Here is a 25,499-nt window from a genome sequence, read left to right as displayed (position 1 = left end):
TGATCACCCGTGAACAGGCCGCACGCCAGCGCGCCGAACACCAGCACATCGAGCGGAACCGCGCCGCACGCGACCAGGGCCGGCAGGTCGCCACCGAGCGGACAGAGCCCGGGGGGCCCGCGCAGCCAGCGATGGCATGACACGTGTAGCCCTGCCCGCACTTCACACACCAGCACCGGACCGTCTCGTGAGAGACGAGCACGCCGCGCCCGGGCAGCGGCCCCCCGGCCTCGCGGCAGCCGAACGGAAAGCGGACGTACCGCCCCACGCAGGGGGAGGGTCTTTACCGGGGACCGGGGCCCCTGGCACGACGGCGGCACGGACGACATGAGCAGCCCCCGACACGGCACGATCGACCCGAAGGCCCTCCCCCACCGCCAGCCAACGGGACAGTGCCCCGTTCCTCCCACGGTGTCACCGCGTCCCGATACCTGCCTCGGTCCACGATCACCGACCTCCGGTCCCCCATCGGGCCATCCCGGCATCGCGCCCGCCGGGCCGCCACGGATTCTTCCCCGGTCCCGACCGAACGTTCCCGGCACTGACCCGCGCGGGGACACCGGACGCGCGGCCGGCGGGCCCGGCCGGCCGCGCGACGCAGAGGGCGAAAGGCTTGTAAAGGTTTCGGGCTGGGCACTCGAAGCCCCGGAGCCGCGAGGTTTCCAGCGGGACGCGGACGCGACGGCCCAGTGACCACCCGGGCAAGGAAAGAACGTGACGCTGCGCATCGGGGCGGAGGAAGAGTTCCACGTGCTGGACGCGGAGAGCGGCCGGCTGGTGCCGCGCGCCCGCGCCGTGCTGGACCGGCTGGACGGGCCCGGGTTCACCACCGAGCTGCAGCAGTCGACCGTGGAGAGCAACAGCGGCGTCCACGGCACCCTCGACGCCCTCCACGCGGACCTGGCCGGCTCCCGGCGCCGGCTGGACGCGGCGGCCTCCTCGCTGGGCCTGGCGTCGGTGGCCGCCGGCACCGTGCCGCTGGCCCGGCCGAGCTCCCGCACTGTCACCGCCGGGCGCCGCTACCGGCACATGGCCGACGAGTACCGCAGGGTCGCCGACGAGCAGCTCGTCTGCAGCGCGCAGGTGCACGTCGACGTACCCGACCGGGACACCGCCGTGCGCGCCATGTGCCTGGTCTCGCCCTGGCTGCCGCCGCTGCTGGCGCTGTCCGCCAGCTCACCGTTCTGGCTCGGCGCGGACACCGGCTACGCGAGCTGGCGCACGATGCTGTGGCAGCGCTGGCCCACCGCCGGGCCGGCCGGCCACTACACGGACGCCGCCGACTACGACGCGGCGCTGGGGGAGCTGATCGGCTCGGGCGTCATCAGCGACCCCGGCATGGTCTACCACGACGTACGGCCCTCCGCGCACCAGCACACGCTGGAGCTGCGGATCTGCGACGCCTGCCCGCGGGTGGAGACGGTCGTGCTGGTCGCGGGGCTCTTCCGGGCGCTGGTCCACGACGCGTGCGACCGGCTGGCCCGCGGGGACGGCCCCCGGTGCGACGGCCACCACGAGTGGCTGCGGGCCGCCACCTGGCGGGCCGCCCGCTCGGGCCTGGAAGGCGCGCTGGTCGACCCGGTCGCCCGGCGCGCCGCCCCCGCCCGCGTGGTGCTGCACGGCCTGGCGGCCCGGCTGCACCCGGCGCTGGAAGCGTCCGGCGACTGGGAGAACGTGCACGAACTGCTCGCGCGGGCGCTGGCCGACGGCAGTGCCGCGCACCGGCTGCGGCGGGCGGCCGAGGACGAGGACCTGCTCGCCGGTGTCGCCCTGCTGGTCGCCGAGACCCGCGGCGCGCCCGTCCCGCGGGCCGCCGCGCCGACCGGCACCCCCCGCGGTGGCCGGGCCGGCCCGGTCGCCGACGGGGCCGGAACCTGACGACGCCGGCCGTTGCGCCAGGTCCGGCCCGCTTGCCCGCCTGCCACCGGCGAGGCCGTCCGACGGCGTGGTCACGTGGGCCGACCGGCCTGGGATGATCTCGTGGTTGCTCGTGCCGGGGAGGGACTCGCTCGGGTCGTCCGCGCCGCCGCCGTACCAGCGCCACCGGTCCCCGGCGGAGGTGATCGCGCACCGCGTGGGGCGGTACGTCCGCTTTCCGTTCGGCTGCCGCGAGGCCGGGGGGCCGCTGCCCGGGCGCGGCGTGCTCGTGTCCTACGCGACGATCCACCGCTGGTGCGCCACGTTCGGGCAGGCCTACGCCGAGGGCCTGCGCCACCGCCGACCCGGGCCGGGGGACACGTGGCACCTGAACGAGGTCTTCGTGAGGATCAACGGAGAGCTGACGTACCGGTGGCGGGCGGTGGACCGGCACGGCACCGTGCTGGGCATCCTGCGCCGGTCGAGGCGCGACGCCAGGGCCGCCCAGCGGTTCCTGGCCGAGCTGCTGAAGAAGCAGCGCCGGGTGCCCCGGGGTGCTGGCCACCGACCAGCTCCGCTCCTCCGGCGCGACCCGCCGCGAGGTGATGCCCTCGGCCGGGCACCGCTCCCATAAGGGCCTGAACCACCGGGCCGAGAACAGCCACCAACCCACCCGGCAGCGCGAACGGGCGATGAAGGGCTTTTGCTCCGCCGGCGCAGCACAACGCTTCCTGTCCGCCTTCGGCGGCATCTCACCGCACGTCCGGCCCCGCCGCCACCGGATGACCGCACCCGACTACCGAGCCGAGATGACCGTCCGCTTCGCCGTCTGGGAGCAGATCACCGGCGCTGCCGGCCTACCCACCACGGCCTGCCCCCGGGCCCGGACCGCAAGCCCACCACGCCCCGACGACGCCATCAGACACTCACCCGCCCCACAACGTGACAGCGCCGCCCGGACACCTGCAGCACCGCCGGCGCCACCGTGGACGGGTCTCCGCTGGTCACCCACCGGAAGCGGGCCACCCTCATCAGGTCGTCGACGCTCTCCCGTACGAACCCGTCCACGATGCCCAGACCGCTCGGGCGTTCACGCAGCACCACATCGCCCGGCTCTTCATCATCCGCGATCTGCTGGTAGTCCCCCGAGTCGGGACAACCCGTGAACTCGTACACCCATCGGCCCATGCCTGTCATCCTGTCGGGAACCACGAGCACCCACTGATCAGGCACGCAGGCTGTGCAGTGGAGTCGCCCGAAGGGATCAGGGACGCTGCTGATCAGACAATTCCGCGGTTGGGGTCCTGGAGCCGGTCGCCGACTGGCCCAAGTCCGCTCCCTGGAGCGGGTACGCCCGCCCCGGCGCCGACACGGTCGCAGCCCACGGCGCCGCCTCCGGCCTGGCCGCCCGCCGGAGGGGCTGACCGCGGCCTACCTCAACAGTCCTTGACGGACACCCCCCGAGCCGACGCTCAGAACCGGGCGTCGCTGCGGGCGGTCGCCTTCAGCAGCCGGCGGCAATGCCGACGCCGGCGCACGACGGGGCCGGCGGGGTTTCGGCCTGCGATGTCCCCGCAAAGGGACTAGCGTGATCCACAGAGCAGTCGTGGTTCCGAAGTCGTTCGCCCGCGGTCACCTCGCCCGCGGGCGCATTGCTGTGCAGCCCGCTCCGGACCAGGCGATCACCTCCGGACCCGCAGCACCGTGCGGGCCCGAACCCCCTCGAAGGAGACAGGCATGGCCAGGGGCACCGTGAAGTGGTTCAACGCGGAGAAGGGCTTCGGCTTCATCGCGCAGGAGGGCGGCGGCCCGGACGTCTTCGCCCACTACTCCAACATCACCGGGCAGGGCTACCGCGAACTGCAGGAGGGCCAGCACGTGGAGTTCGACCTCACCCAAGGCCAGAAGGGCCCCCAGGCGGAGAACATCCGCGTCGTCTGACCCCAGCGCCCGAACAGGCCCGGCACCCTCCGCAGTGCCGGGCCTTTGTGTCGGGCCGCGCTCACCCCGACGCCGAGCGCACCACCCCTGCCCCGATGCTGCTGGCCCGCTCCCGCCACGCCTCCGTCCGCTTCCTGGAGTGGGTACGCCCGCCCCGGCTGCGACGCGGTCGCAGCCCACGGCGCGGCGTCTGCCCCGGCCGCCCGCCGGAGGGGCTGACCGCGGCCTACCTCAACGGTCCTTGACGGACACCCCCCGAGCCGACGCTCAGAACCGGGCGTCGCTGCGGGCGGTCGCCTTCAGCGACCGGCGGCAGTGCCGGCACCGGCGCACGACGGGGCCCGCCATGGCTTCACCGTACGCTCGGCTGCTCGATCTTGAAGGCGCTGCCGGTGTGGGAGAGCCGCAGCAGCCGGGCCAGGAGGTGCGGGACCGCGCACAACCGCAACTCGGCCCCGGCGGCCTTCGCCGCGCGGGCGGCGGCCAGCAGCGCGGACAGTCCGGAGCAGTCGCAGAAGGACAGTCCGGCACAGTCCACATCCACCCGCTCATGACGGCTCACGGCGTCGCGGAGGGCTTCGCGAACGGTGGGGGCGGTGCACACGTCGAGGTCCCCGGCCACGGTCACCCGGCAGCTGCCGGGCCCGGTGGCGTGGGATTCCACCTGGATCATGTCGTACACCGCACCCCCTGCGCGCGTCGCCGAGCGGGCCGTGCCTTCACCGTACGCCGCAACGCCGGGGCAGCGCGCTCTCCGCCGTGATGACGGCGGCCGCGACCAGGCCGCCGGAGGCTGGAGCCGGTGCGGGCAGCTCCAGGGCTGTCATGAGTTCCTCCGCAAGCGCGCTGCGCTGTCCTGCCCTCACCCGTCTACCGGCAGACGCGCGCCTGTGGGCGTCAGGAGATGGTGCGCGCCTGGGCGGCGGAGATGACCTTCTGGCGCTGCTGGTGGCGCCGTTCGTACTCCTGGACCTGGCGGGCGATGCCGGCGGGGACGTTCTGCAACCGGGTGGTGAGCTTGTCCGGGTCCATGGTGTCGTAGCCGGGCCAGGGTTCGCTGCCGCGCAGCTGCTCGATGGTGTCCAGGACCGGGGGGCGGTTGGAGTGGGTGCGTTCGTATCCCTCGATGACCGTCAGGTCCGACTGGGAGAGTGCGCGCAGTTGCCGCTGGATTTCGTCGACGCTGAGCCGGCTGAAGCGGGGGATCGGCAGTTCCTCCTCCCGGGTCACCGCACCCTGGACCTTTTCGGCCAGGCGGGTCGGCTCGGGCATCTCGCGCACCGCGCCCCCGGCGGCACCCCGGGCCCGCCGGCCGCCGGTCTGGGCGACGTCTTGCACCCGGTTGGCGGCGGTCCGCACGGCGCGGGCGGCCGCGTCGGCCCAGCCGCCGCCGTTCTCCCGGACGAAGCCGTTGGCCGCGGCCGCCACGGCCCGGGCGTTCTGGGCGACGCTGTCCTCCAGTTGTTCGAGCAGTTCCTCGTCCTGGCGGCGCAGTGCGGCGAGCAGGTCGGCGGTGGCCTGGTCGTGGGCCTCTTCGGCGATGCTCTGCCCGGCCCGGCAGGCCGCCAGCGCCCGGGCGGTGACCGCGTACTCGTCCTGGGCGTTTTTCAGCAGCCGCCGCTCGTCGTGGGGCCGCCGGCCGCGCAGCATGTCCGTCACGAGCGTGGATCCGATGGTCAACGGCAGCATGACGGTGCGCACGGCGCCGCGCGAGATGAACCGCGCCATATCCACGGTGTTCCCGGCCATGTCGCGGGGCCGCAGCTCGCGCATGTGGTGCTCGATGCGCTGGAGGCCGTCTTGGACGTCGTCCGCCTGGCGCTCGAGCATCTGCCGGTACGGGCCGGGCGGCGTGATGGTCGCATCCGCCCGCAATCGGCCTGCGAGCGCCTCATGCGCCGCACGAACGTCCTCCAGCGCCGGTACGAGCGCGTCCGTCATCACTGCCATGGGGTGCATCACTGCCATGGGGTGCTCCCTGGGGGTGGGGTCAGGCGGCCGGCCCACGCCCGCCGCGCCTCGGGCATCGGCTGCCTGCCGGGCATTGCCGAGGCCGGGCAACCAGGGACCATCCTGTGGGACCCCCGGCAGGATTGCCCGGCGGCCGACTTCGCGTCCGGTGCGGCCCAGACCGGCCGGGACGCCTCGGGCCTGCCGCCCGCCACCCCTGTGGGGCCCACGGCACCGGGCGGAAAAGACCTTCCCGGGGCGGCCCGGCCCCGCGGCCCCGGGTGGGCGCCGCGGTGGAGGCAGCGTGGGCCGAACGGGTGAGGGCGGCGGTGGCGCTGTGTCGAAAATCCTGATCACGCGTTGGTCCGGGCGTGAATCCTCGCGTCGATGACGTGGTGCCCCATGCGGCACCGCTCGGGCTGACCGGCTCCCGGCCCGATCGCGCCGGCCTGAACACCGGCGTCCAGCGGGACGGCAGGCGGGGCCGGGCCGTGATGGTCACCGGCTCAGCGGTGCCCGTTGCCACTGCCGTGGTGCGTGCCCGTGCGGACCGGCTCGCTTGAAAGACTCAGGACCGGGTGGCCCGGGCCAGTCAGACGGTCCGGGCTCGACCGCGGCGGCAGCCGGGATGGATGCGGATGCGGGCCTGCGTGGCCGGCTGGTCGAGGCGATCGCCTCCCTTCGCCGGCAGGCAGCGGTGATGCTGTCGCACGCCCCCGGCCGTGTCGGTGGAGCCGATGCCACCGGGCCGGAGAGCCAGTCGTCACCTGGCCCGCAGCCCTGATCAGAACCCGGGCAACTTCAGGCCGTGCCTGCGCTGCTTCCGTGGACGTTCAGGGCCCTGGGCTATCCGGCATCCAGGGGCGAGTCGCTCCAACCGACGGAACGCTCAGACCACCCTCACCGCGAGAACGACGCCGCCCGGGGGATCCATCACCTCATGACAGTGAAACCCGATCCCTGTGTCAGCGGCGGACCGTCCCACGCCCCACCGCGGCCAGCGGGAAGACGGCCGGCAGCGGCCGACGACGACTGCCGACCACTCCACCGACACCTCGCGCCACACGGAACACAACCCGCCCCGGACGAACGCCCGAGCCCCCGAGCCCTGGATGCCAAAGCCGGCACCCCGGCGGGCACGAGCGCCGCCGGACACTGCCCTCACACACCTGTCACGGACCGTAGCGGCGTGGCGAGGGCAGACCCCCTTGACCACCCCCTTGACCGGACTCCGGCAGGGGTGCCTTGCCGCGTTCGCCGTCGCGGGTGCCGGCGCGCCTCGGCGGTGAACGGGCTGCTGCAGACGTGCTGCCGGACGGGCCCCGGTGGCACGGAGATCATCACCGTCGCCGACAGGGCGAGCACCCTTCACCCACTCCGCATGTGCGGCCGCCTCACCCGATGAAGACGACCTGCCGGCGTTTCACAATCTTCACGGGAGGAAAGGGGCGGCGGAGCGGGCCCGCCCCCACATGCCGTGCAGCTGTTCCTTGGGACGCTGCTGCTCACCGTGCAGGGCATTGAGGATCACCAGGCATCCGGTCAGGGCCGGCACCGCCCACTGTGCGTAGGCCAGTTGCCGCCGGGCCTTGGTGGTGTCGATGGGATGCTGCTCTGCCTTCTCGGCGTCCTGCGGGTCGAGGGAGGAGGCCAGCTCGATCTTCTTACCCAGGATGCGGGCGTAAGCGGTGGTGGCCAGGGCCCCGGCGGTGACGACGGTCTTGGCCGCAGTGGAGGCGGCCACGCCCTGCTGCGCGGCGACCCGGTGGGCGTTCACGGCCAGCAGCCCGCCGCCGCCGAACAGGTGCGCGCCAAGGGCGGCGGCATTGACCGGCGTCCACTTCGCCCAGCCCGACGAAGCGATGCGTGCACTGGTCTCATCAGTTCCGCCTTCGTCCTTGGCCGCGCCGTTCAGACCGACCGCGCCCATGAGTGAGCCGCCGAACCAGGCTGCCAGGCCCAGATCGTGCAGGCTGCGGATCCAGGTGTTGCGTCCGGACACGAGTGCGCTCCTTCGAAAGGGGGTGAGCCGACGGGAACGTCGAGCACTCCTCCACCCTCACCGGGCCCTGTTCTCGCCGCCATCACTGCTGACCCGGGCGGGTTCTCCTATGGGGCTCGTAAAGTCGTCGCTGCGGCTCAAGCCGTGTATCAGTACTCGTTGACGGCCCCGCCGACGACGCGGGTGCGCAGGAGCCCGCGGGGCACGCGATCGTGCCATACCGCCGGCTGTTCTTGGGCTTCGGGTGGTCGTTGGTCTCGTGAGCGGTGTGGCCGATGCGTGTGGCAGTGCTCCTGGTACTTGGTGAGGACCTGGTGGGCGTGGGCTTCGTTCACGCTCAGGATGTGGCCGGGGACCTCGCGCCGGATCGTGCCGCTCACTCGCTCGCAGTGGGCGTTCCTGCGCGGCGCCTGTGGCGCGCTGAGCAGCAGGTTTTTGGGCGTTGTCACGTTGTTGGGTGTGCGGGTGTCTGACAGTGTGTCGAGGTGTGGTGGGGCCGGGTGTCGGCCCTGGGCTCAGGCCGCGGCAGGTCGGCCGGTGACGCCGGTGGCCTGGTCCCAGATGGCGAAGCGGACGGTCATCTCGGCTCGGTAGCTGGGGGCGGTCATCAGGTGGCGGCGGGGCCGGACGTGCGGTGAGATGCCGCCGAAGGCGGACAGGAAGCGTTGTGCTGCGCCGGCGGAGCGGAAGCCCTTCATGGCGCATTCCCGCTGTCGCGTGGGCTGGTGGGAGTTCTCCGCCCGGTTGTTCAGGCCCTTGTGCGAACGGTGCTCGACCGAGGGCATCACCTCGCGGTGGGCCACGCCGTAGGAGCGGAGCTTGTCCGTGACGATCACCCGCGGCACCTCGCCCGTCTTCGTCAGCAGCGTGCGGAAGAACCGCCTGGCCGCAGCGGTGTCCCGGCGGTTCTGCAGGAGGATGTCGAGCACGGTGCCGTCCTGGTCCACGGCCCGCCACAGGTACTTCTGTTCCCCGTTGATCCTGATGAAGACCTCGTCCAGGTGCCATGTGTCGCCGGGCCGGTGATGGCGGCGGCGCAGCGCGTTGGCGTAGGCCTGCCCGAACGTGGCGCACCAGCGGCGGACCGTCTCATGGGAGACGACGACACCGCGCTCGAGCATCAGCTCCTCGACCTCGCGGTACGACAGCGGGAAGCGGAAGTACAGCCATACACAGTGGGAGATGATCTCGACTGGGTACCGGCGCCCCTTGTACGACGGCGACGCGGATGACACGAGCGAATCCCTCCCCGGCACGATCAACTCCAAGATCATCCCAGGCCGGTCAGCCAACGTGACAACGCCGTCTGCGAGCGGAGGGAGGCGATCGCCTTGGCCAGCTGGTCACGCAGGCCCGCAGCCGCATCCCTTCCGGCTGCCGGCGGACCATCTGGCCTGCCCTGCCCGGTCGTCTCCGAGTCTCTCAAGCGAGCTGGTCCGCACGGGCACGCACCACAGCAGCGGCAACGGTCACCGCTGAGCCGATGACCATCACGGCCCGGCCCCGCCTGCCGTCCCGCTGGACGCCGGTGCCCAGGTCATCGAGATCGGGCCGGGATCCGGTCAGCCCGAGCGGTGCCGCATGGGGCACCGCGTCGTCGACGCGAGGATTCACGCCCGGACCAACGCGTGATCAGGATTTTCGACACAGCGCCTAGCAGCCCATCCTGCCGCGCCACCCACGGCTCACCAGTCGCCGGAGCCGATCGAGGGGTCTGCTCCCCAGGAGCAGCTCGTCCGATTGCGGACCGGGCGTCGTCAACTTAGCTTCAACACATCGGATTTGTTCCGATAAAGCCAATATTATTCCTTGTGTTGGCTTTCCATGGCATCGAACGGAGCATTCATGTCGGTGATGACCGGTACCCAACCCCTCCAGCAGTACGGCTCGCAGTTCGGCGGTCAGCAGATGGGCGGCCCGCAGATGGGCGGCTCGCAGCAGATCGCCCAGATGGTCCAGCAGACCATCCAGCAGGCGTGTCAGCAGACGGCCCAGCAGGTCGCGCAGCAGGTGCAGCAGACGTTCCAGCAGATCCAGCAGATCCAGCAGCAGCTGCAGCAGCGGCCGGAGCTGGCCCAGCAGGCGCACCCGTACATGGCCCTCATGCTGCACCGCACGCTGGCCGGGGCCGTCCGCCACGCCGTGGAGCAGTCCGTGCAGCAGGCGCTGCCGAACGCGATCGTGACGCTGCTCCAGCAGGGCATGCAGGGCATGCAGGGCATGCAGGGTCAGCAGCCGTGGGGCGGCGGGTACGGTCCGCAGTCGTTCGGCCAGATGGGTGGTCAGCCCTTCGGTATCGGCTGACTTCCAGCGGCGCGCGATGCGGTGTGCTCAGGAGCGGTTCTTGGGCACACCGCATCACCGTGGAAGCGCGAGCCGCTTGGGACGGGATCAGGAGCACAAGGACGACGTTGGCGTGGTGAAGGTGGACGTAATGGTCAAGGGAAGGCCCGGAAACAACCGTGAGAGCGGGTCCGGGGGCGCGGGGACCGGCGGACCGGCACCCGAGGGCAAAGAAGAGGCGCCACGCACCAAAGGCGCGCCGGCACCGATCGAGGTGCAGCCGCGCCGGTCGCGGTACATGGTGACACCACTACCGCAGCAACTGCTCCCACCGGGAGCTCCCGAACTGGGCATGGACGCGGTGTGCGACCGGCTGGACCGGATGCCCGAGGTCACGGTGGTCCGCAGACTCCGGCCGTCGGAGAAGCTCCAGTCGGTGGGGCCGCCCCCCTCCTGCCCGGAGATCGCGGTCGTCGAGGCGGCCGAAGCCCAGGTACCGGCGATGCGGTCGCTGCGCGTGCACATCGAACCGGATCTGCCACTGTCCGCAACCGTACCCGCCGCCACGCAGACCGCGGGCATGCTGTCGCTGCGCGATCCGGGGCTGGTCATGCCCCTGGAACAACCCGTGAAGATCGCGCTGCGCGTCTGCGGCCCAGACGAGGAACCGCTGGCCGGCGCCGGGGTGTTCCTGATCGGGGCGACCTGGCCGAGTCAGGGCATCACCGGGGCCGACGGGACGGTCACCGTCACCCTGGCGACGGAGACCGAACAGTCCGTCCAGTCCCTGTACGTACGTCCCACGGGCGGATACGCGGACCGCTGGATCCCTCGCCCCGACCTGTCGGGGACGCAGGAGAACCTCGTCACCCTCACCCCGCTGTCCAAGGTGTACCCGGAACTGGAGCAGCGGCAGCAGTACGGCTGGGGCCAACAGGCCATGCGGCTCGACCGACTGCCTCCCACGTTCCGCGCCTTCGGCATCAAGGTCGGTATGATCGGTTCGGGCGTCAGCGCCGAGCACCCCGATCTGAAGCAACACGTGATTTCCGGGGTCGGCATCGTCCACGGCACGGACGAGGGCTGGGCGCACGACACGGTGGGCAGCGGTACCCACGCGGCGGGCATCATCGCCGGGGCCGACACCGGCAAGGGCGTCATCGGCATCGCCGTCGACGCCGAGATCGAGGTCTGCCAGGTCATGCCCGACGGGCACTTCAGCGACCTGATCGCGGCCCTGGACCACTGCATCGAGCGCGAGGTCGACATCGCCCACATCGCGGTGGCGACGCCCTACACCTCGGCGTTGGTCTCCCGCAAACTCGCCGACGCCAACGCGGCAGGCGTCGCCTGCGTCGCCCCGGCAGGCGACACCGGTGGACCGGTCACTTTCCCGGGCGCACTGCCCACCGTGTTTGCCGTCGGCGCACTGGGCGTCTTCGGCTCCTACCCGCAGGACGCCTCCCAAGCCACCCATACGGGGCCGCAGTTGACACCGGAAGGGCTGTTCGCGGCACCGTTCAGCTGCTACGGCCCCGGAGTCGATGCGGTCGCCCCTGGCGTGGCGGTCCTGTCGTGCGCCGCGCAGGGCGGCTACACCGCCCTCGACGGCACCGGCACGGCCTCGGCCCACGTCGCGGGCCTCGCCGCGCTCGTGCTCGCTCACCACGAGGACTTCCACGGCCAGTTGCTGCCCCGCGGACCCGGCCGAGTGCAGCACCTGTTCGAGATCATCGCCGCCAGCTGCCGCCAACTGGCCGGCCCGGCAACTCTGGAGGCGGCCCGCGTCGGACGCGGCCTGCCCGACGCTCTCGTCGCCCTCGGCCTGGCCCCCGGAGTGCAGCTCGCTCCGACCCTGTCGCCCATCGCCCCCTCCATGACCGGGTAGGTCCTCTACCCGCGGCCTGCACGCCGAACGGCACCCGCCCTCGCCTCGGGACGGGTGCCGTTCGGCGTGCAGGCCAGGCGGAATCGAAGCTGGGTATTCCCGGGCCAGGGCTTCCAGCCCTTCGGCTTCCAGAGCGGGATTCCGCTCGACGAGGGCGGGTTGTTGGGATGCTGAGCGGCGCTTGCGGGACATACGACCGCACTTACTGACTTCGGCTCGGTGGGGTGAATTTTCCCGAAGTCTCTGATGAGCCTGGAGCGGTGGCTGTATCCCGTGGTGTGTGAGGTATGCGGATGGGGGCGGTCTGACCGCTGTGGGGCGTTGGCGCCGGGAGTCGGTGCGGATGCAGGCGGCCGAGCTGTTCGAGCAGGAGATCAAGCCGGCCGAGGTGGCACGGCGGCTGCGGGTGAGCCGGAAGTCGGCCTACCGGTGGCACCAGCTGTGGCGGGACGGCGGTGTGCAGGCGCTGGTCTCCCGGGGCCCGAGCGGATCGCGGTGTCGGCTGTCCCCGCGCTGTCTGGAGAAGCTGGCCGCGTATCTGGAGCAGGGCCCGGCCGCGCATGGCTGGGTGGAGGACCAGGTGTGGACCGCGGCGAGGGTGGCCACGCTGATCGGCAGGAAGTTCCACGTCTCCTAATCCGTGGGTAAGGACGGTCTGCCGGATCGGGAACACGGGCGAGCCGTTCGAGAATGCCGGGACCGTGGCGTCTGGCTCCATCCGGGCTCCCGAAACCCTTCCGTGCATCGGTGGGCGGTCCCGGCTCTGATGGTGGTGGTGGCCGCATGGGCGGCGGACGGACGCCTACACGTCTCCGGGCTTCGACGCCTAGCTGTAGACCGTGCGGCGTCCGGTGCCCTCGCGACCACCACCACCGTCAACACCGCCAGCTTGATCACTCGTTGGTGTTGGTGGTGCGAGCCCATCGCGCGATGACCTCTTGATACGCCCGAGCTGATCTTCGAGCTCCCGCACAGACCGAGGCCCGTGGGGTGCGCTGGTGCCACGAACAGCTGCTGAGGTGGCGGACCGGCCCCGAGGGCCGAGTCCTGGGATTAGGTCGCTGCGTGGTTCCGCACGAGCTCGTGACCAGTACAAACGCATAGGCACTACCGGGAGGGACCTTGATCTACTGCGGCATCGACTGGGCAGAGAAGACACACGACGTGGCGTTGGTCGACCACACCGGAACGCTGGTCGCCAAACGGCACATCACCGACGACGCGGCCGGCTACAAGATCCTGCTGGACCTGCTCGCCGAGCACGGCGACACCGAGGACAACCCCATCCCGGTCGCGATCGAGACCTCCCGCGGCCTGCTGGTCGCCGTCCTGCGCACCGGTCGGCGGAAGGTCTACGCGATCAACCCGATGGCCGCCGCCCGCTACCGCGACCGCCACTCCGTCTCGCGCAAGAAGTCCGACCCCGGTGACGCCCTCGTGCTGGCGAACATCCTGCGCACGGACATGCATGCCCACCGGCCTCTGCCCGACGACACCGACCTCGCCCGCGCCATCGCCGTCCTGGCCCGGGCCCAGCAGGACGCCACCTGGAACCGTCAGACCATCGCCAACCAGCTCCGCTCGCTGCTGCGCGAGTACTACCCCGCCGCCCTGGCCGCGGTCGAGCCGTGGAAGAACGGCCTGTGCCGTCCCGAGGCCCACGCCCTGCTCAAGGCCGCCCCCACCCCCACCCGCGCGGCCCGCCTGACCCGCACACAGCTCCAAGCCACCCTCAAGCGCGCCGGACGCCAGCGCGGCATCGAGGCGGAGGCCGACCGGTTGCACGAGGTCCTCCGCGCCGAGTGGGCCCACCAGCCTCCGCTCGTGGAGGACGCCCTCGGCGAGCAGATGCTGGCCCTGCTGATCCAGCTGGAGGCCACCTGCACCGCCGCCGACCGGCTCGCGAAGGCGGTGGAGGAGGTGTTCCCTCAGCACCCGGATGCTGACATCTACCTGTCCTTCCCCGGCCTCGGCGTCCAGCTCGGCGCCCGGGTGCTCGCCGAGGTCGGAGACGACCGCACCCGCTTCACCGACGCCCGCGGCCTGAAGGCATACGCGGGCTCCTCGCCCATCACCCGCGCCTCGGGCAAGAAGTCGTCCATCACCCGCCGCTGGGTCAAGAACGACCGGCTCAACGCGGCCGGCTACCTATGGGCCTTCTCCGCCCCCAACGCCTCACTCGGCGCCAAAGCCCACTACCGCCACCGCCGCGACGACTGCGGCGACTGGCACGCCGGCGCCCAGCGCCACCTGTTCAACCGCATGATCGGCCAGCTCTACCACTGCCTCCAGCACACCGAACTGTTCGACGAACACACCGCCTTCCCCGTCGAACCAGCCGAAGCCGCTTGACACGCTAAACACCTGAGGTGTCTACAGCGTCTCCGGGGCGACGAGGCTGATGCACCGGCTCGGCTTCAGCCCGCAGGTGCCCGCGCGGCGGGTCGCCGAGCGCGACGGGCAGGCCGTCACCATGTGGAAGGAGGGGACCTGGGCGGAGGTAAAAGAGCCCGGGCGGCCTGCGGGAGCTACATCTGCTTCGAGGACGAGGCAGGATTCACCCGGAAGCCGCCCACAGGACGCACTCCCCCAGGCTCCGCCCGGGGGTACCCCCAGGGGCCGGCGCGGCCGCACCCCGGTCGTGACGGTCAGCGGGCGGCGTTCGGGACGGCTGTCGGTGGCCGGGCTGATCGCGATGCGGCCGGGTTCCCGAACCCGGCTGTGCCACCGCCTGCGCACCCACCCCGCGGGGAAGGGCAAGCGGCGCAGCATGGGCGAGCGGGACTTCCTTGCGTTGGTCGACGGCGTCCACCAGCTCGTCAGGGCGCCGATCGTGCTGGTGTGGGACCGGCTCAACACCCACGTCTCCCGTGCTATGCGTGAGTTGATCGCCGAGCGTGCATGGCTGACGGTGTTCCTGCTGCCCGCCTACGCGCCCGACCTCAACCCCGCAGGAGTGGGTCTGGGCACACGTCAAACGCAGCCTGGCCAACCTCGCCGTGGTCGCCCTGGACCGGCTCGAGGCCCTCGTCCGCAACCGGCTCAAACGGCTTCAGTACCGGCCCGACACCCTCGACGGCTTCATAGCCGGCACCGGCCTGACCCTCGACGACCCCGCGTCACCCTGACGAGCCGAAGTCAGTAAGAGGTCGCGCGGATAGGCGCGGTTGGGGACACCGGCAACAGGACGGGCACAGGTCCCGGTGATCATGGAGTTGCGACGCTCTGTGATCACTGGAGAGACCTGTGCCCGCGCTTCCATTATGGCTGACCGAACCGCTCTGGGACCAATTCGCGGTCCTGCTGCCCGAGCGGCCGGCGTACCACCCGGACCATCCGCTCGGCTGCCACCGCCGGCGCATCAGCGACCGGATCATCTTCGACAAGCTGCTGCAACTGCCGCGCTTCGGCTGTCCTTACGAGGCGATCGCCGACACGACCTGCTCGGCCACCACGATCCGCAGCCGCCGCGACGAATGGATCCGACAGGGCGTCTTCGCCCGGCTCAAGCAGATCGCGCTGGACGCCTACGACCGGATCGTCGGCCTCGTCCTCGACCAGATCGCCGTCGACGGCTCCATCACCAAGGCCCCCGGAGGCGGCGAGGTGGCCGGGCGCTCCCCGGTCGACCGCGGCAAACAGGGCCTGAAACGCTCGGGCATGACCGACGGATACGGCATTCCCCTGGGGCGTGTCCTGGCCGGCGCCAACCGCCACGACTCCCCGCTGCTCGCCCCGACCCTGGACCGCCTGAATGACCTGGGCCCGCTGCCCGACGACATCACCGTGCACCTGGACGCCGGCTACGACTCGGACACCACCCGCACCCTGCTCAACGAACGCGGCCTGCGCGGCCGCATCGCGCACAAGGGCGAGAAGGCACCCATCCAGGCCAGCCGGCGCTGGCACGTGGAGCGCACCCACGCCCGGCAGAACGCCTTCCACCGGCTCACCCGCTGCTACGAACGGCGCGCCATCGTCATCGACGCCTTCTTCGACCTCGCCGACACGATCATCACCGTGCGCAGCCTGATCCGGCGGGCATGGACCACTCACCGCTGGGACGAACGCCCGAACCGCCGGCCATGACCGCACCATCATCCGCGCCACATCTAAACGTCGCGTACCGCGAGCAGTTCGACCGCTGCCCCAGACGACTCCAGCAGTGGTGCAGCGGCAGAACGCCGGGGATCCGCCCGGTAGGCAGCGAGATCCTCGCTGGTGGGAAAGGTTATGAGGTGGGCCTCGACCTGATCGTCCAGAGTGCGCAGTCGGCGCTCAAGCCGCCCTCCATACTCGGCAAGGAGGGGCAGGACAGCGCCTTCATAAGCGTCGAAGGCGCCCAAGCCCCCTTCAGGTAGCCGCGCGAGCATCAAGTAGGTGACGGTCATGGCCCCCCTCATAGCGGTCTGTAACCGGTGGTCTTCTGAGCCTAGCTGGAGTACACGCCCTCAACGCCGCCTATCTGCGCGACCTCTAAGGCGCCCCTGTTCTTGCAGTGCTTTGTGCCGCACTGCCGAGGTCAAGCCGTCATGGTCTCGCTGGTGAACTCGGCAAGCAGGGACTGCAGCGACTCGGGGTCGTGTTGCTTTGCCGCCTTCAGCATGTCCTTCAACAGGTTGAGGGAGGGGTCCAGCCCGGCCCTGTCCCAGCACTTCGTTGCCATCAAGCGCGTGGATTTCAGGAAGTCCTCGGGCTCCATCTTGACTTCCAGATGCATGGCCACATAGACGGGGTTGTCGTACGGCAACCGCTTGGGCTGGCTGTCCTCCTGCTCCTCTTCCGTGCCCGCCGCTGCATCACCAGCCGGGTCGTTCCGCTGTCCGGGCAGCGCCGAAGAGGACTCCGCCGTCTTCTTGCCACCGTTCAGTGTCCGACGCTTCTGCACTGAGACGCCCGTAGCGTCCGCTGTGCCGGAGTCGCCGGATGGTTCGTTGTCCGCGGACAACAACGCACCTGCAGCCGTCCCCGCCTGGACTCCCCGTACGAGCTCCAGCGCTTCCTTCTCCTGCTGCTTGAGCATGGCCGCTGCCGTCTTCGTTTGCTCAAGATGATCCAGCAGCGCTGCGGCATCAAGACCTGGATTGTCCTTCAAATGGCGGGCAAGAAGCCGACCATCACGCTCCGCGAGGCTGCCAGCGCTGAGCATCGACTGCAACTCCGCCGGCAGCTCCAACAGGACGAGCTGGTTGGTCACCCAGGACCGGTCCTTACCCAACTGCTCAGCGGCACGAGAACGAGCACCACGCTCCCCCTTCTCCGCACAGACGTCCACCAAGTGCTGCACACCTCGGGCCCGCTCTATGACGTCGAAGTCTTCACGGTCGAGGTTCTCCTTGAGCAGGTGGTTGATGAACTGCTCACGAGAGGAAGCCAGGTCGTCCCGGACAACAAAGTCCAGCGCTTCCATTCCGACGTGAACGCCGCTGCGATAGCGCCGCTCACCGTTGATCAGAACATGCTTGGCGGAACCGATCCGTTCCTCATGCTCAGGCCACAGCGTCAGGTAGGCGTCACGAGTGACAGCGACACAGGCCGACAACTGTGCCTGCCGCAGCTCCTCACCAAAGCGGGTCAGCTCCTCCTCCGTGCCGAAGTTCCGGCGCGGATTCAACGGGGTGGGCGCGACCTCGTCCAGCTGCAGCCGCACAAGCTCATACGCAGGCACATCCCCCTGGGCGACGGCCTTGGCACGACCTCGGGCACTGCGTCCTCGAGTAACGTTGCCGAACGACGATCCGGCCCCCAACTTGTCGGCGACACTCATGCGCTGATCCTCCGTGCCACGGTACGCATCACATCTGCCTGGTCACCGTAGGGCGCGTGCACGAGCAGCGGCTTCTTCACACGGACCGCTTCGCGCTGGTCCTTCAACTCGGGGACCACGGCGAGGACGGGCGGTTCGCCGATGTTGCGCCATTCATCGAGCGATGACGTAGCGACGAAACCCTTGCGGCTGTCGTACATGTTGACCACGAAGCCCAGCAGAGCAATGTCGATGTCCATGTCCTCAATGAGGTCCTGGACCTGGTCGTAGAGCATGTCGTAGGCGTCAGCGGAGGAGTCCTCGGCCAAGACCGGGACCACGATGCCGGAGGCATTGGGTTCTTCCCCGTCACGGGTGCGGCAGTAGTACAGGGCGGTGTCCATGGAGTAGCCCAGGCTCGGGGGGCAGTCGACGATGATGTAGTCGAATTCCTGCTCCAGCGGCTCGAGGGCCTTCTCCAGCGCCGTCTCCTTGATGCGTACGGCCTTAGTGGTGGCCAGCTTCGCGTCGAGCAGGAACGCGTCCTTGCAGGCGGGCAGCAGCCACAGGTGCTCTTCGAAGTCACCGCCCTTTATCGGCACGAGCAGCTCGCTCAGCCCGCCCTTGGCCTCCTTCAACATGTGCTTGGCCAAGCTGGCCTCATCGATGTCGAGCATCGGGTAGCCAAGCTGCTTGGTGAGGTGGCCCTGCGGGTCGAAGTCGATGAGCAGCGTGCGGTGCCCAGACTCTGCGAGCGCTTGGGCGACGCCAGCGGAGACCGATGTCTTGCCCACGCCGCCCTTCTGGTTGCCGAAGATGATCCGGCGCGCTCCGGTGACCCGGGCCGGCCTCGGGCGTGGGGACGGGTTGTTGTCGAGCCACCAGCGGATCGACTGGGCGATCCCCTGATTGTAAGAGATGTTGCGGGTCTTGCAGTCCTGCTTGAGCTTGCCGTACAGCCCGGCCGGGAGATAGGTCGCGAACGACGTGCCCCCAGCGGTGTCGACCACCAGGCTGCCCTTTGCCTTCCGCCAGGCCTCAACACCTTCAGTGACGGCGTCCTGGATGTCCTTCCCCAGTTCCGCTGCCCGGACCTTCAGCTCCTTGCGTAGCTCAGCAGGCAGCTTGGCTACTACCTTTTCCCGATCGGTCGGGTCGTATGGCGCGGTCATGGCGCTACCTTACTCGCCTGACCCGGTTCAGAAACCCCGCAAAGCACGTGTCTGCCCACACTTGTTGTCCGCGGACAACAAACGTCCAAGCCTGTCAACCACGAGTGAACGTTGTCCGCGGACAACAAGCAGGCCCAGGGCGGTAGCTTTCAAGTCAAATGAGACGTTTACGTCGCTATGAGCTTTGTGATTCGGTTTGCGCTCGCTTGGTGGGGTCGTTGATCCAGACCTGGCCGGGTATCTCGGGTGGTTTCGGCCGGCGGGCGAAGCGCTCGGGATGGCGTTCGTAAGCCCCGGCGAGGGCGACGGACCGCTGATCCCTCACCTCGTGGGCGGTGCCGAAGTGGACCGAGGCGGGGGTGTGCAGGCCGATCCCGGAGTGGCGGTGCTCGTGGTTGTAGTAGCTGATGAACGCGTCCATCGACTCCCTGGCGTGCGCCAGGGAGTCGAAGCGTTCGGGGTAGTCGGGTGCGTACTTGGTGGTGCGGAACTGGCTTTCGCTGAAGGGGTTGTCGTTGCTCACCCGGGGTCGGGAATGGCTCCTGGTGACGCCGAGGTCGGTCAGCAGCTGGGAGACCTTCTTGCTGGTCATGGAGGTGCCGCGGTCCGCGTGGACGGTCTCGGGCACGATGCCGTTGCGTTCGATGGTCTCGCGGATCAACTCCTCGGCCCGCTCGGCCGTTCCGGCGCGTTCGACGGTGTGCCCGACGATGTACCGGCTGAAGATGTCGATGATCACGTAGGCGTGGAACCAGATGCCCCTGGCCGGTCCGGGCAGTCGGGTGATGTCCCAGGTGAAAACCTGGGAGGGGCCGGTCGCGACGAGTTCGGGGATCGTCCTGGGCGGGTGGGTGGCCTGGCGGCGGCGTTCGCCGTTCTGTCCGGCGGCCGACAGGATCCGGTACATCGTCCGCTCCGAGCACCAGTAGTTCCCCGCGTCCAGTTCACGTGCCCAGACCTGGGCGGGCGGCAGGTCGGCGTACTCCGGCCGGTTCAGCAGTGCCAGGACCGCGGCCCGCTCGGCCGGTGAGAGGGCCGAGGCGGGCGTGGGTCTTGGGGACGGTTCAGGCTTCGGCCTCGGGCTGAGGCGGCGGTAGTGGGTGGCACGTGAGCGTCCGGTCAGCCGGCAGGCCGCCGTGGTCCCCAACTGGCCCTGGACGCCCGCGAACGCCTCGGTGATCACCGGTGCGGCGGCGTGCTTCAGTCCGCGCTCTCGGAGAGCAGTTCCAAGAGCGCGTTGGCTTTTCCCATGACTTCCAGTGCCGCGTCCCGGCGGGCCAGGTCCTTCTCCAGCCGGGCGACCTTCTTGCGGAGTCGTTCCAGTTCGGCCTGCTCGGCCGCCTGCTTCGGCCGGGCCGGCGAGGTGCGCTGATCGGTCAGGGCGTCCAGAGCGCCGCCGTCGCGGGCCTGGCGCCACTCGATCACGTGCGAGTGGTACAGCCGCTCACGCCGCAGGATCGCGCCCTTCTCCCCGGTCGGGGCGGCGTCGTACTCGGCGACGATCCGCAGCTTGTACTCCGCGGAGAACGTCCGCCGCTTCGGACGGGGCGCCGGATCCGGTCCGGAGCTACGGGGGGGGGGGTGCCGGCCATGCCGGGGTGTACTCCTGTCTCGCCCTTCCAGCCTAACCCGGCAAAGCGGGCGTCTCAGTCAAGGCTGTCAGAGAGGGGTTCGTCGACGCGCAACGAATCGACCTCGCCGAGCATCCTTCACCCGTGCTGTCGCCCTGGGAGCAGCAGGAGGTCGACCGTCTCTGGGCTCACACCACGGCCCAAAACCCGGCAACCTTCGACGGTCCCCTCGTCGCGAGCCTCGGGCTCGACCGACCGGACCCCAGCCGGCTGACGGTGCGGTGGGCGAGAATGACGTACCGGCACAGAGCCCTGCGACACCTCCGGCCGGCGGACGATGTCCCCGGCTCCGTCTTCGTCACGGTCCTACTCCCCACCGAGGGCGGACTCGTGGTCGGACGCGGCTCCCCCACCACGGCGGCACCCGGCCGCTGGACGCTGCCCGGGGGCTCGGTCGAACCGTCGCCGCCCGGACAGCCCTTGAACGTGGACGCACTGCGCCGGCATGCTGCCCGCGAGCTCACCGAAGAGACCGGCATCCACATCCCCGACGGCGAGTTGCGGCTCTGGGGCCTCACCCGCGGAAGACGTTTCGGCAGCCTCGGCTTCCACTTCCTCGCCCCGCCCAGACCCAGCGCACTCGCACAGCGCCAACATGCACATCTCAGCATGTCCGGGACCGGCCAGGACGCAGTCGAACTCGACAAGATCGCGCTGGTGCCCTCGGCTGGGCACGCCACCCGTCTCGGCCCCTGCGCGGACTACCTGCACCAGGTACTGGGCCGGTACTTCTCGCTCTGAACGCGTGAAGTCGCGCCCGCCCCTGTCAATGACGCAGAGTCCTTGCCCGCACCACATCAGCAAGTGCGAGTTCGTCTCCCGGTCCTCCTCGTGCCCGGCAGACCAGGAGTCCGAGCACAGCCTCCTTCCTCCTCAGCACACGCCCCAGAAGGGACAAACTTCATGGACCTCGACCGCCTGAAGCACCAGGGGGCTGTCGAAAAATAAGTCCTTGATCTTGGCGCGGTCATGAGCTCGCGAGATCGTGCCCGGCGATCGCGGCAAGTTGTTGTGCCGTGGTCACGGTGAGGGCGCCGGTGGAGGCGGTGTGACCGAGTGCGGCGAGGACGGGGGTGGCGTCCCAGAGGGTCGCGCCGATCCGGCTCTTGCTCAGGCCGGTCGCCTCGGCGAGCACGGCGTTCGTCATGGACCAGCGCTTCTTGAGGAGGAAGACGACGAGTTGGTCGGCGGCGGACAGTCGTCTGCCGCCGGCACCGGGGCCACCGTCGGGACGTTTTCCGGGAAGGAGGATCGGTGGATGTTCGGCACGCCAGGCGCGGTAGCGGGCGGCGAGATCATCGAAGGCGGCGGGTTCCAGGCCGGTGAGGCTGGGATGCCGCAGCCAGACGGGGAGTTTGTCGCCGGCCGGGAAACGGCCGAACTCGGCCGGCCTGGAGGGCACTGGAGGAGCCAGGGGTTCGGGTCGCAGCGTGTAGTTCCAGGTGCCGTGCCAGTCGTGCGGGGCGAGGGGGAGGCGGTCCATGACGGTGTCGGGGACGGTGACGCCGGTGGGGTAGGTGCCGGGGTCGAGTTCGGCGTGGACGGCCAGTCCGGTGCGGGTGCGGGTGGCGCCGATGGTGCTGACCACGACTTCATGGCTGGTCAGGGGCCTGCCACGCCAGTTGATGCTGATCTGGGAGAACAGCCGGTGTTCTATCTTGTTCCACTTTGAAGTGCCCGGACAATGCCGTTGTTTGAAGGTTCATTGAGTTGGTAGTGACGGACTGAGCGTCGCGCCGTTATGCGGGGTGTGCATCCGTGGAGCGGGGTATCTGAGCGAGTGCGGCTGGGCTTGATCACACAGTGGGTGACGCCCGAGTTGGTGGACGAGGTCCTGTCGGAGTGTCGCAAACGGGACCGTCGGCCGGGAGCGTTGCCGGCGGGGTTCATGGTCTACTTCACACTCGCGCTTGCGCTCTTCCACCAGGACTCCTACGACGATGTGGCAGAGCAACTGGTAGGTGGAATACAGGAGTTGAGCGAGTGCATCCCGCACAAGGCGTCTTTCACCCGGGCTCGGGAGCGCCTGGGACCGGAGGTTGTCGAGCGGATCTTCCACCGCCTGGCCGGTCCGCGGGCCCCTGCGGGGCTGGCCGGGGCCTTCTACCGGGGGATGCGTCTCGCTGCGGTCGACGGGTTCCTGCTGGACGTGCCGGACAACGAGGCCAACCGACTCGCCTTCGGCGGCCCGAAAGACTCCAGCGGGAAACCGGGCGGGTTTCCGCAGGTGAGAGTCGTGACGCTGACCGAGACCGGCACGCACTCTTCCATCGACGCCCGGGTGGGCGGCTACAACAGCGGTGAACGCGACCCAGCCGTGGCAATGGCCGCCTCGGCCTCCGGGATGCTCGTGATCATGGACCGGGGGTTCCCCGGGGTGGAGTTATGGAAGGCGTATACCGGCGCCGGTGCCCACCTGCTGCTGCGGGCCCGCTCGTGTGTGGCACGCCGCCCGGTACGCCACCTGCCCGACGGCACCTATCTGGCGCGCATGAACCTCGCGGGGCAGAAGGGCGCCCATCCGGGCGGTGTGCTGGTGCGCGTGATCGAGTACCGCGTCGACGGGGGCGAAGTGATCAGGCTGCTGACCGACCTCTTCGATCACGACGCCTACCCAGCAAGGGAGTTGGCGGTCTTGTATCACGAAAGATGGGAGGTGGAATCGGCCTATCGGCAGATCAAGACCTTCCAGCGGGGCCGGCAGGAAGTTCTGCGATCCACCGACCCGCAGCTGGTGCGCCAGGAAGTGTGGGCGCACCTGGTCGTGCACCACTGCCTGACCGGCATCATCATGCAACTTGCCGACAGCAACGGCATCGACCCGGACCGCATCTCGTTCGTCAAGGTCCTCAAGCACACCCGACGCAGCGTGGTCCGTCAGCTCGCCGACACCCCGCCGAAGATCCGCAGGTTCCTGACCGCGCTGGCGGCGAAGGTCCGCCGGAAACTCGACAGCGGCACCCGCCGACTGCGAGAGGCAGACCGCTTCCTGAAACGGCCCAACTCGCTGTACTCCTACCGACCGAAGGGCAAACCGAAAGCCCTACCACGCCACGTACCCGCCAGGACCATCACACTGCAGGCGACGATAGTTCAGTAGTCAAACAACGGCATTGAGTGCCCGGAGGAAAGTGACACACGGTCACCTGCAGCCCGGTGTCGTGGGCGAAGACGGCGAGTTCCTTCTTCCACGCGCGCACCCGGTAGCCGTTGGAACCTCCGGCATCAGCGGTGATCAGCAGACGGGAGGCGCGCGGGTAGCGGTGTCGGCCTTCCCCGTCCCACCAACGACGCAAGGTGGCCACGGCGAACGCGGACGTGTCACCGTCGCACCCCACCGACACCCAGCCGGCATCCGCGCCGATGTCATAGATCCCGTACGGCACCGCCTTCAGCGCGCCCTTCTCGGGAAAGTCATGGGCACGCACCTGCACCGGCTGCCCGGCCCGGTGCCACTCGCGCCCGGCGACCGCGTACTGACCGAGGGTCTCCTTTTTCTTGGTGTCCACGCTGATGACCGGCTGCCCGTCCGCGAGATACGCCTTCACCTGGTCGTTGATGTAGTGGAACTGGGCATCCCGGTCCGGGTGGCGGGCCCCCTCGGTGGTGCGCGAGGTGCCCTGCAGGGAGAACCCCTCGGCCTTCAGCAGCGCGGCCACCGTGTCGTGACCGACCCGGTGCCCCTGGCGGGACAGCTCCGCGGCCAGGACACGGGTGGACTTCACCGTCCACCGCAACGGCGACTCCGGATCTCCCCGCTGGTCCGGCTCGACCAGCGCCAGCAACGCCGGGACCAGTTCCGGATCAACGTCTCGCAGCCGCTTGCGGCCCGCGCCCGCCACCCGGACCCGGCCATCGGGCCCTTCACCCTGTTCCAACTCGCGCAACCCACGCGACACCGTGGACTCCGCCGCCCCCGCAGCCGCCGCCACCAGGCGAATCCCGCCGTGCCCCCGCACCCGGGCAGCAGCCCCCAGCACCAGCCGTCGCTGCCGCTCGTCCAGATACGGCAGCAACAACGCGAACGCCTCCGAAAGCCCCGCCTCGATCCCCTCCGCCACACCCGCATCCTACGGGCCAACAGAACTCAGAAACCGAGGAGTTATTAATCGGCGACCCCCAGGCCATACGCATCCACGGCCTATATGACGAACTGAACCGTCGTGAGCGCGGCCGCGTCTGGACGCGCGGTGAATTCATGCTGGGTTTCATGGGGGACGTCGGCGACCTGGCCAAGCTCGTCATGGCCGAAGAAGGGGCACGAGAGAACCCGGGCGGCCGGGCCGCGTTGGAGCACGAGCTTGCCGATTGTCTGTGGTCGGTACTCGTTTTGGCCCACCTGCACAACGTGGACCTCGAGCACGCCTTCGACCGCACCATGGCAGAGCTGGACGAGAAGATCAGCGCTCGCCTTACCCAGAACGCTCCTGCCCCATGAGCGTCTTGGCATCACCTGGACAGCGTGAAGCGGATCCCCTGAGGCCAAAGTCCTCGGCGCACTGGGTGTGGGGCTGGCCGGCGATATCCCAGGGGTCGCGACCTCCGCTCTCAGATTCTTCTGCGGGTTGCCATCTGGGTCGGGAAGCGAGTTATCGCCTTGAGGTGCTCGATCTGACGGCCTGACCTTGAGTGTCGGACCCACTTGACGGCTCGCCACGTAGGCGCGAGCGCGCGACCCTCGCGCACAGGAGGGTGAGTGAAATAGGAGTGAAGTCACTTATAACCATGAACAGTTGACTTGTCTTTAATGCCGCTTCTGTAGGCCTTTTCTGCTTTCGCTGAAGGGCGCGACAGGCTGAGTGCGCACCCTCAAGGACGCCCGCCCGAGAAGCAAAAAGAAAGCAAAAACACCCCCTGACCTGCCATTTCACAAGTTCACTACCGGGGACACAGGGAGGGACACAGGGAGGGACACAGGGACACAGTCGCCCTTTCGAAGGTTCATGTGGTCGACGCCCATGAAGGAAACTGCAGTGTCCTCGGTGCCGCACCGACCGGCACGCAACCACTCCATTCGCCCAACATGACC

22 protein-coding genes and 5 pseudogenes are annotated in these 25,499 nt (G+C 69.6%); 13 read left to right on the top strand and 14 right to left on the bottom strand.

Going from position 1 to position 25,499, the window contains the following annotated elements:
• Positions 1 to 714: 714 nt before the first annotated feature.
• Together AC6F7H_RS00945 and AC6F7H_RS00940 are read left to right on the top strand one after the other, a co-directional pair.
• Positions 715 to 1,878 (top strand): carboxylate-amine ligase, encoded by a 1,164-nt coding sequence (locus AC6F7H_RS00945; protein ID WP_500754586.1) that lies wholly within the window; start codon positions 715 to 717, stop codon positions 1,876 to 1,878.
• Between the two features lie 94 nt (positions 1,879 to 1,972).
• Positions 1,973 to 2,729 (top strand): annotated as a pseudogene (locus AC6F7H_RS00940) (IS6 family transposase); the annotation flags it as partial.
• A gap of 46 nt (positions 2,730 to 2,775) precedes the next feature.
• On the opposite strand, the gene AC6F7H_RS00935 reads toward AC6F7H_RS00940, so the two are convergent.
• Positions 2,776 to 3,045, bottom strand: a complete 270-nt coding sequence (locus tag AC6F7H_RS00935) for a hypothetical protein (RefSeq protein WP_500762186.1) — start codon at positions 3,043 to 3,045, stop codon at positions 2,776 to 2,778.
• 549 nt (positions 3,046 to 3,594) lie between these two features.
• Between AC6F7H_RS00935 and AC6F7H_RS00930 the strand changes: the two genes are divergently transcribed.
• Together AC6F7H_RS00930 and AC6F7H_RS00925 are read left to right on the top strand one after the other, a co-directional pair.
• Positions 3,595 to 3,798 (top strand): cold-shock protein, encoded by a 204-nt coding sequence (locus AC6F7H_RS00930; protein WP_363045333.1) that lies wholly within the window; start codon positions 3,595 to 3,597, stop codon positions 3,796 to 3,798.
• Between the two features lie 47 nt (positions 3,799 to 3,845).
• The gene (locus tag AC6F7H_RS00925) at positions 3,846 to 4,043 is read left to right on the top strand and encodes a hypothetical protein (RefSeq protein ID WP_500754585.1); all 198 of its coding nucleotides are present in this window, start codon (positions 3,846 to 3,848) and stop codon (positions 4,041 to 4,043) included.
• Between the two features lie 107 nt (positions 4,044 to 4,150).
• On the opposite strand, the gene AC6F7H_RS00920 is transcribed toward AC6F7H_RS00925, so the two are convergent.
• The 6 genes from AC6F7H_RS00920 to AC6F7H_RS00895 all read right to left on the bottom strand — a co-directional run bounded on the left by AC6F7H_RS00920 (position 4,151) and on the right by AC6F7H_RS00895 (position 9,364).
• Complete coding sequence (locus AC6F7H_RS00920; protein WP_500754584.1) at positions 4,151 to 4,471, bottom strand: STAS domain-containing protein; 321 nt, start codon at positions 4,469 to 4,471, stop codon at positions 4,151 to 4,153.
• Between the two features lie 224 nt (positions 4,472 to 4,695).
• On the bottom strand, positions 4,696 to 5,766 hold the full coding sequence (locus AC6F7H_RS00915; protein WP_500754583.1) for a hypothetical protein: 1,071 nt from the start codon (positions 5,764 to 5,766) through the stop codon (positions 4,696 to 4,698).
• A 1,414-nt stretch (positions 5,767 to 7,180) separates the two neighbouring features.
• Entirely contained in the window at positions 7,181 to 7,750 is a 570-nt protein-coding gene (locus tag AC6F7H_RS00910; RefSeq protein ID WP_500754582.1) for a hypothetical protein, read from the bottom strand.
• A 149-nt stretch (positions 7,751 to 7,899) separates the two neighbouring features.
• A complete protein-coding gene (locus tag AC6F7H_RS00905) occupies positions 7,900 to 8,199 on the bottom strand; it encodes an integrase core domain-containing protein (RefSeq protein ID WP_500754580.1) in 300 nt (99 codons plus the stop codon).
• 66 nt (positions 8,200 to 8,265) lie between these two features.
• Positions 8,266 to 9,024 carry an IS6 family transposase gene (locus AC6F7H_RS00900; protein ID WP_500754579.1) on the bottom strand — a complete coding sequence of 253 codons (759 nt, stop codon included), beginning with the start codon at positions 9,022 to 9,024 and terminating at the stop codon, positions 8,266 to 8,268.
• A 148-nt stretch (positions 9,025 to 9,172) separates the two neighbouring features.
• The gene (locus AC6F7H_RS00895; RefSeq protein ID WP_500754578.1) at positions 9,173 to 9,364 is read right to left on the bottom strand and encodes a hypothetical protein; all 192 of its coding nucleotides are present in this window, start codon (positions 9,362 to 9,364) and stop codon (positions 9,173 to 9,175) included.
• Between the two features lie 231 nt (positions 9,365 to 9,595).
• Here AC6F7H_RS00895 and AC6F7H_RS00890 point away from each other — a divergent pair, with 231 nt between their 5' ends.
• From AC6F7H_RS00890 to AC6F7H_RS00865, 6 genes and pseudogenes are all read left to right on the top strand, one after another.
• Positions 9,596 to 10,054 carry a hypothetical protein gene (locus tag AC6F7H_RS00890; protein WP_500754577.1) on the top strand — a complete coding sequence of 153 codons (459 nt, stop codon included), beginning with the start codon at positions 9,596 to 9,598 and terminating at the stop codon, positions 10,052 to 10,054.
• 277 nt (positions 10,055 to 10,331) lie between these two features.
• On the top strand, positions 10,332 to 11,921 hold the full coding sequence (locus tag AC6F7H_RS00885; RefSeq protein WP_500754575.1) for a S8 family serine peptidase: 1,590 nt from the start codon (positions 10,332 to 10,334) through the stop codon (positions 11,919 to 11,921).
• A 280-nt stretch (positions 11,922 to 12,201) separates the two neighbouring features.
• Positions 12,202 to 12,555: pseudogene (locus AC6F7H_RS00880) on the top strand (helix-turn-helix domain-containing protein); the annotation flags it as partial.
• A 488-nt stretch (positions 12,556 to 13,043) separates the two neighbouring features.
• Positions 13,044 to 14,273, top strand: coding sequence for an IS110 family RNA-guided transposase (locus AC6F7H_RS00875; RefSeq protein WP_500754573.1), 1,230 nt, complete (start codon positions 13,044 to 13,046; stop codon positions 14,271 to 14,273).
• Between the two features lie 22 nt (positions 14,274 to 14,295).
• A pseudogene (locus AC6F7H_RS00870) lies at positions 14,296 to 15,049 on the top strand (transposase); the annotation flags it as partial.
• A gap of 118 nt (positions 15,050 to 15,167) precedes the next feature.
• Positions 15,168 to 16,010, top strand: a complete 843-nt coding sequence (locus tag AC6F7H_RS00865; protein ID WP_500754572.1) for an IS5 family transposase — start codon at positions 15,168 to 15,170, stop codon at positions 16,008 to 16,010.
• 23 nt (positions 16,011 to 16,033) lie between these two features.
• Here AC6F7H_RS00865 and AC6F7H_RS00860 read toward each other — a convergent pair whose 3' ends face one another.
• The 5 genes from AC6F7H_RS00860 to AC6F7H_RS00840 all read right to left on the bottom strand — a co-directional run bounded on the left by AC6F7H_RS00860 (position 16,034) and on the right by AC6F7H_RS00840 (position 20,462).
• Complete coding sequence (locus AC6F7H_RS00860; RefSeq protein WP_500754571.1) at positions 16,034 to 16,312, bottom strand: hypothetical protein; 279 nt, start codon at positions 16,310 to 16,312, stop codon at positions 16,034 to 16,036.
• 131 nt (positions 16,313 to 16,443) lie between these two features.
• Positions 16,444 to 17,688, bottom strand: a complete 1,245-nt coding sequence (locus AC6F7H_RS00855; RefSeq protein ID WP_500754570.1) for a ParB/RepB/Spo0J family partition protein — start codon at positions 17,686 to 17,688, stop codon at positions 16,444 to 16,446.
• On the bottom strand, positions 17,685 to 18,839 hold the full coding sequence (locus AC6F7H_RS00850; RefSeq protein WP_500754569.1) for a ParA family protein: 1,155 nt from the start codon (positions 18,837 to 18,839) through the stop codon (positions 17,685 to 17,687). Before AC6F7H_RS00850 ends, AC6F7H_RS00855 begins: the two co-directional genes overlap by 4 nt.
• Positions 18,840 to 19,014: 175 nt before the next feature.
• The gene (locus AC6F7H_RS00845; protein WP_500754568.1) at positions 19,015 to 20,022 is read right to left on the bottom strand and encodes an IS3 family transposase; all 1,008 of its coding nucleotides are present in this window, start codon (positions 20,020 to 20,022) and stop codon (positions 19,015 to 19,017) included.
• Positions 20,023 to 20,039: 17 nt separating this feature from the next.
• A complete protein-coding gene (locus AC6F7H_RS00840; protein WP_500761603.1) occupies positions 20,040 to 20,462 on the bottom strand; it encodes a transposase in 423 nt (140 codons plus the stop codon).
• Positions 20,463 to 20,554: 92 nt separating this feature from the next.
• Here AC6F7H_RS00840 and AC6F7H_RS00835 point away from each other — a divergent pair, with 92 nt between their 5' ends.
• Positions 20,555 to 21,211 (top strand): NUDIX domain-containing protein, encoded by a 657-nt coding sequence (locus AC6F7H_RS00835; protein ID WP_500754566.1) that lies wholly within the window; start codon positions 20,555 to 20,557, stop codon positions 21,209 to 21,211.
• 226 nt (positions 21,212 to 21,437) lie between these two features.
• Here the strand turns inward: AC6F7H_RS00835 and AC6F7H_RS00830 are convergent.
• Positions 21,438 to 22,151 (bottom strand): annotated as a pseudogene (locus tag AC6F7H_RS00830) (ISAzo13-like element transposase-related protein); the annotation flags it as partial.
• A gap of 60 nt (positions 22,152 to 22,211) precedes the next feature.
• Between AC6F7H_RS00830 and AC6F7H_RS00825 the strand changes: the two are divergent.
• Positions 22,212 to 23,570, top strand: a complete 1,359-nt coding sequence (locus AC6F7H_RS00825; RefSeq protein WP_500754565.1) for an IS4 family transposase — start codon at positions 22,212 to 22,214, stop codon at positions 23,568 to 23,570.
• Between the two features lie 16 nt (positions 23,571 to 23,586).
• On the opposite strand, the pseudogene AC6F7H_RS00820 reads toward AC6F7H_RS00825, so the two are convergent.
• Positions 23,587 to 24,531: pseudogene (locus AC6F7H_RS00820) on the bottom strand (ISAzo13 family transposase); the annotation flags it as partial.
• Between the two features lie 149 nt (positions 24,532 to 24,680).
• On the opposite strand from AC6F7H_RS00820, the gene AC6F7H_RS00815 reads away from it, so the two are divergent.
• The gene (locus AC6F7H_RS00815) at positions 24,681 to 24,908 is read left to right on the top strand and encodes a MazG nucleotide pyrophosphohydrolase domain-containing protein (RefSeq protein ID WP_500754564.1); all 228 of its coding nucleotides are present in this window, start codon (positions 24,681 to 24,683) and stop codon (positions 24,906 to 24,908) included.
• Positions 24,909 to 25,499 lie beyond the last annotated feature (591 nt).

It is taken from the genome of Streptomyces sp. MMS24-W38 (genome assembly GCF_059889265.1).
This window is presented reverse-complemented; position numbering and strand designations above follow the sequence as displayed.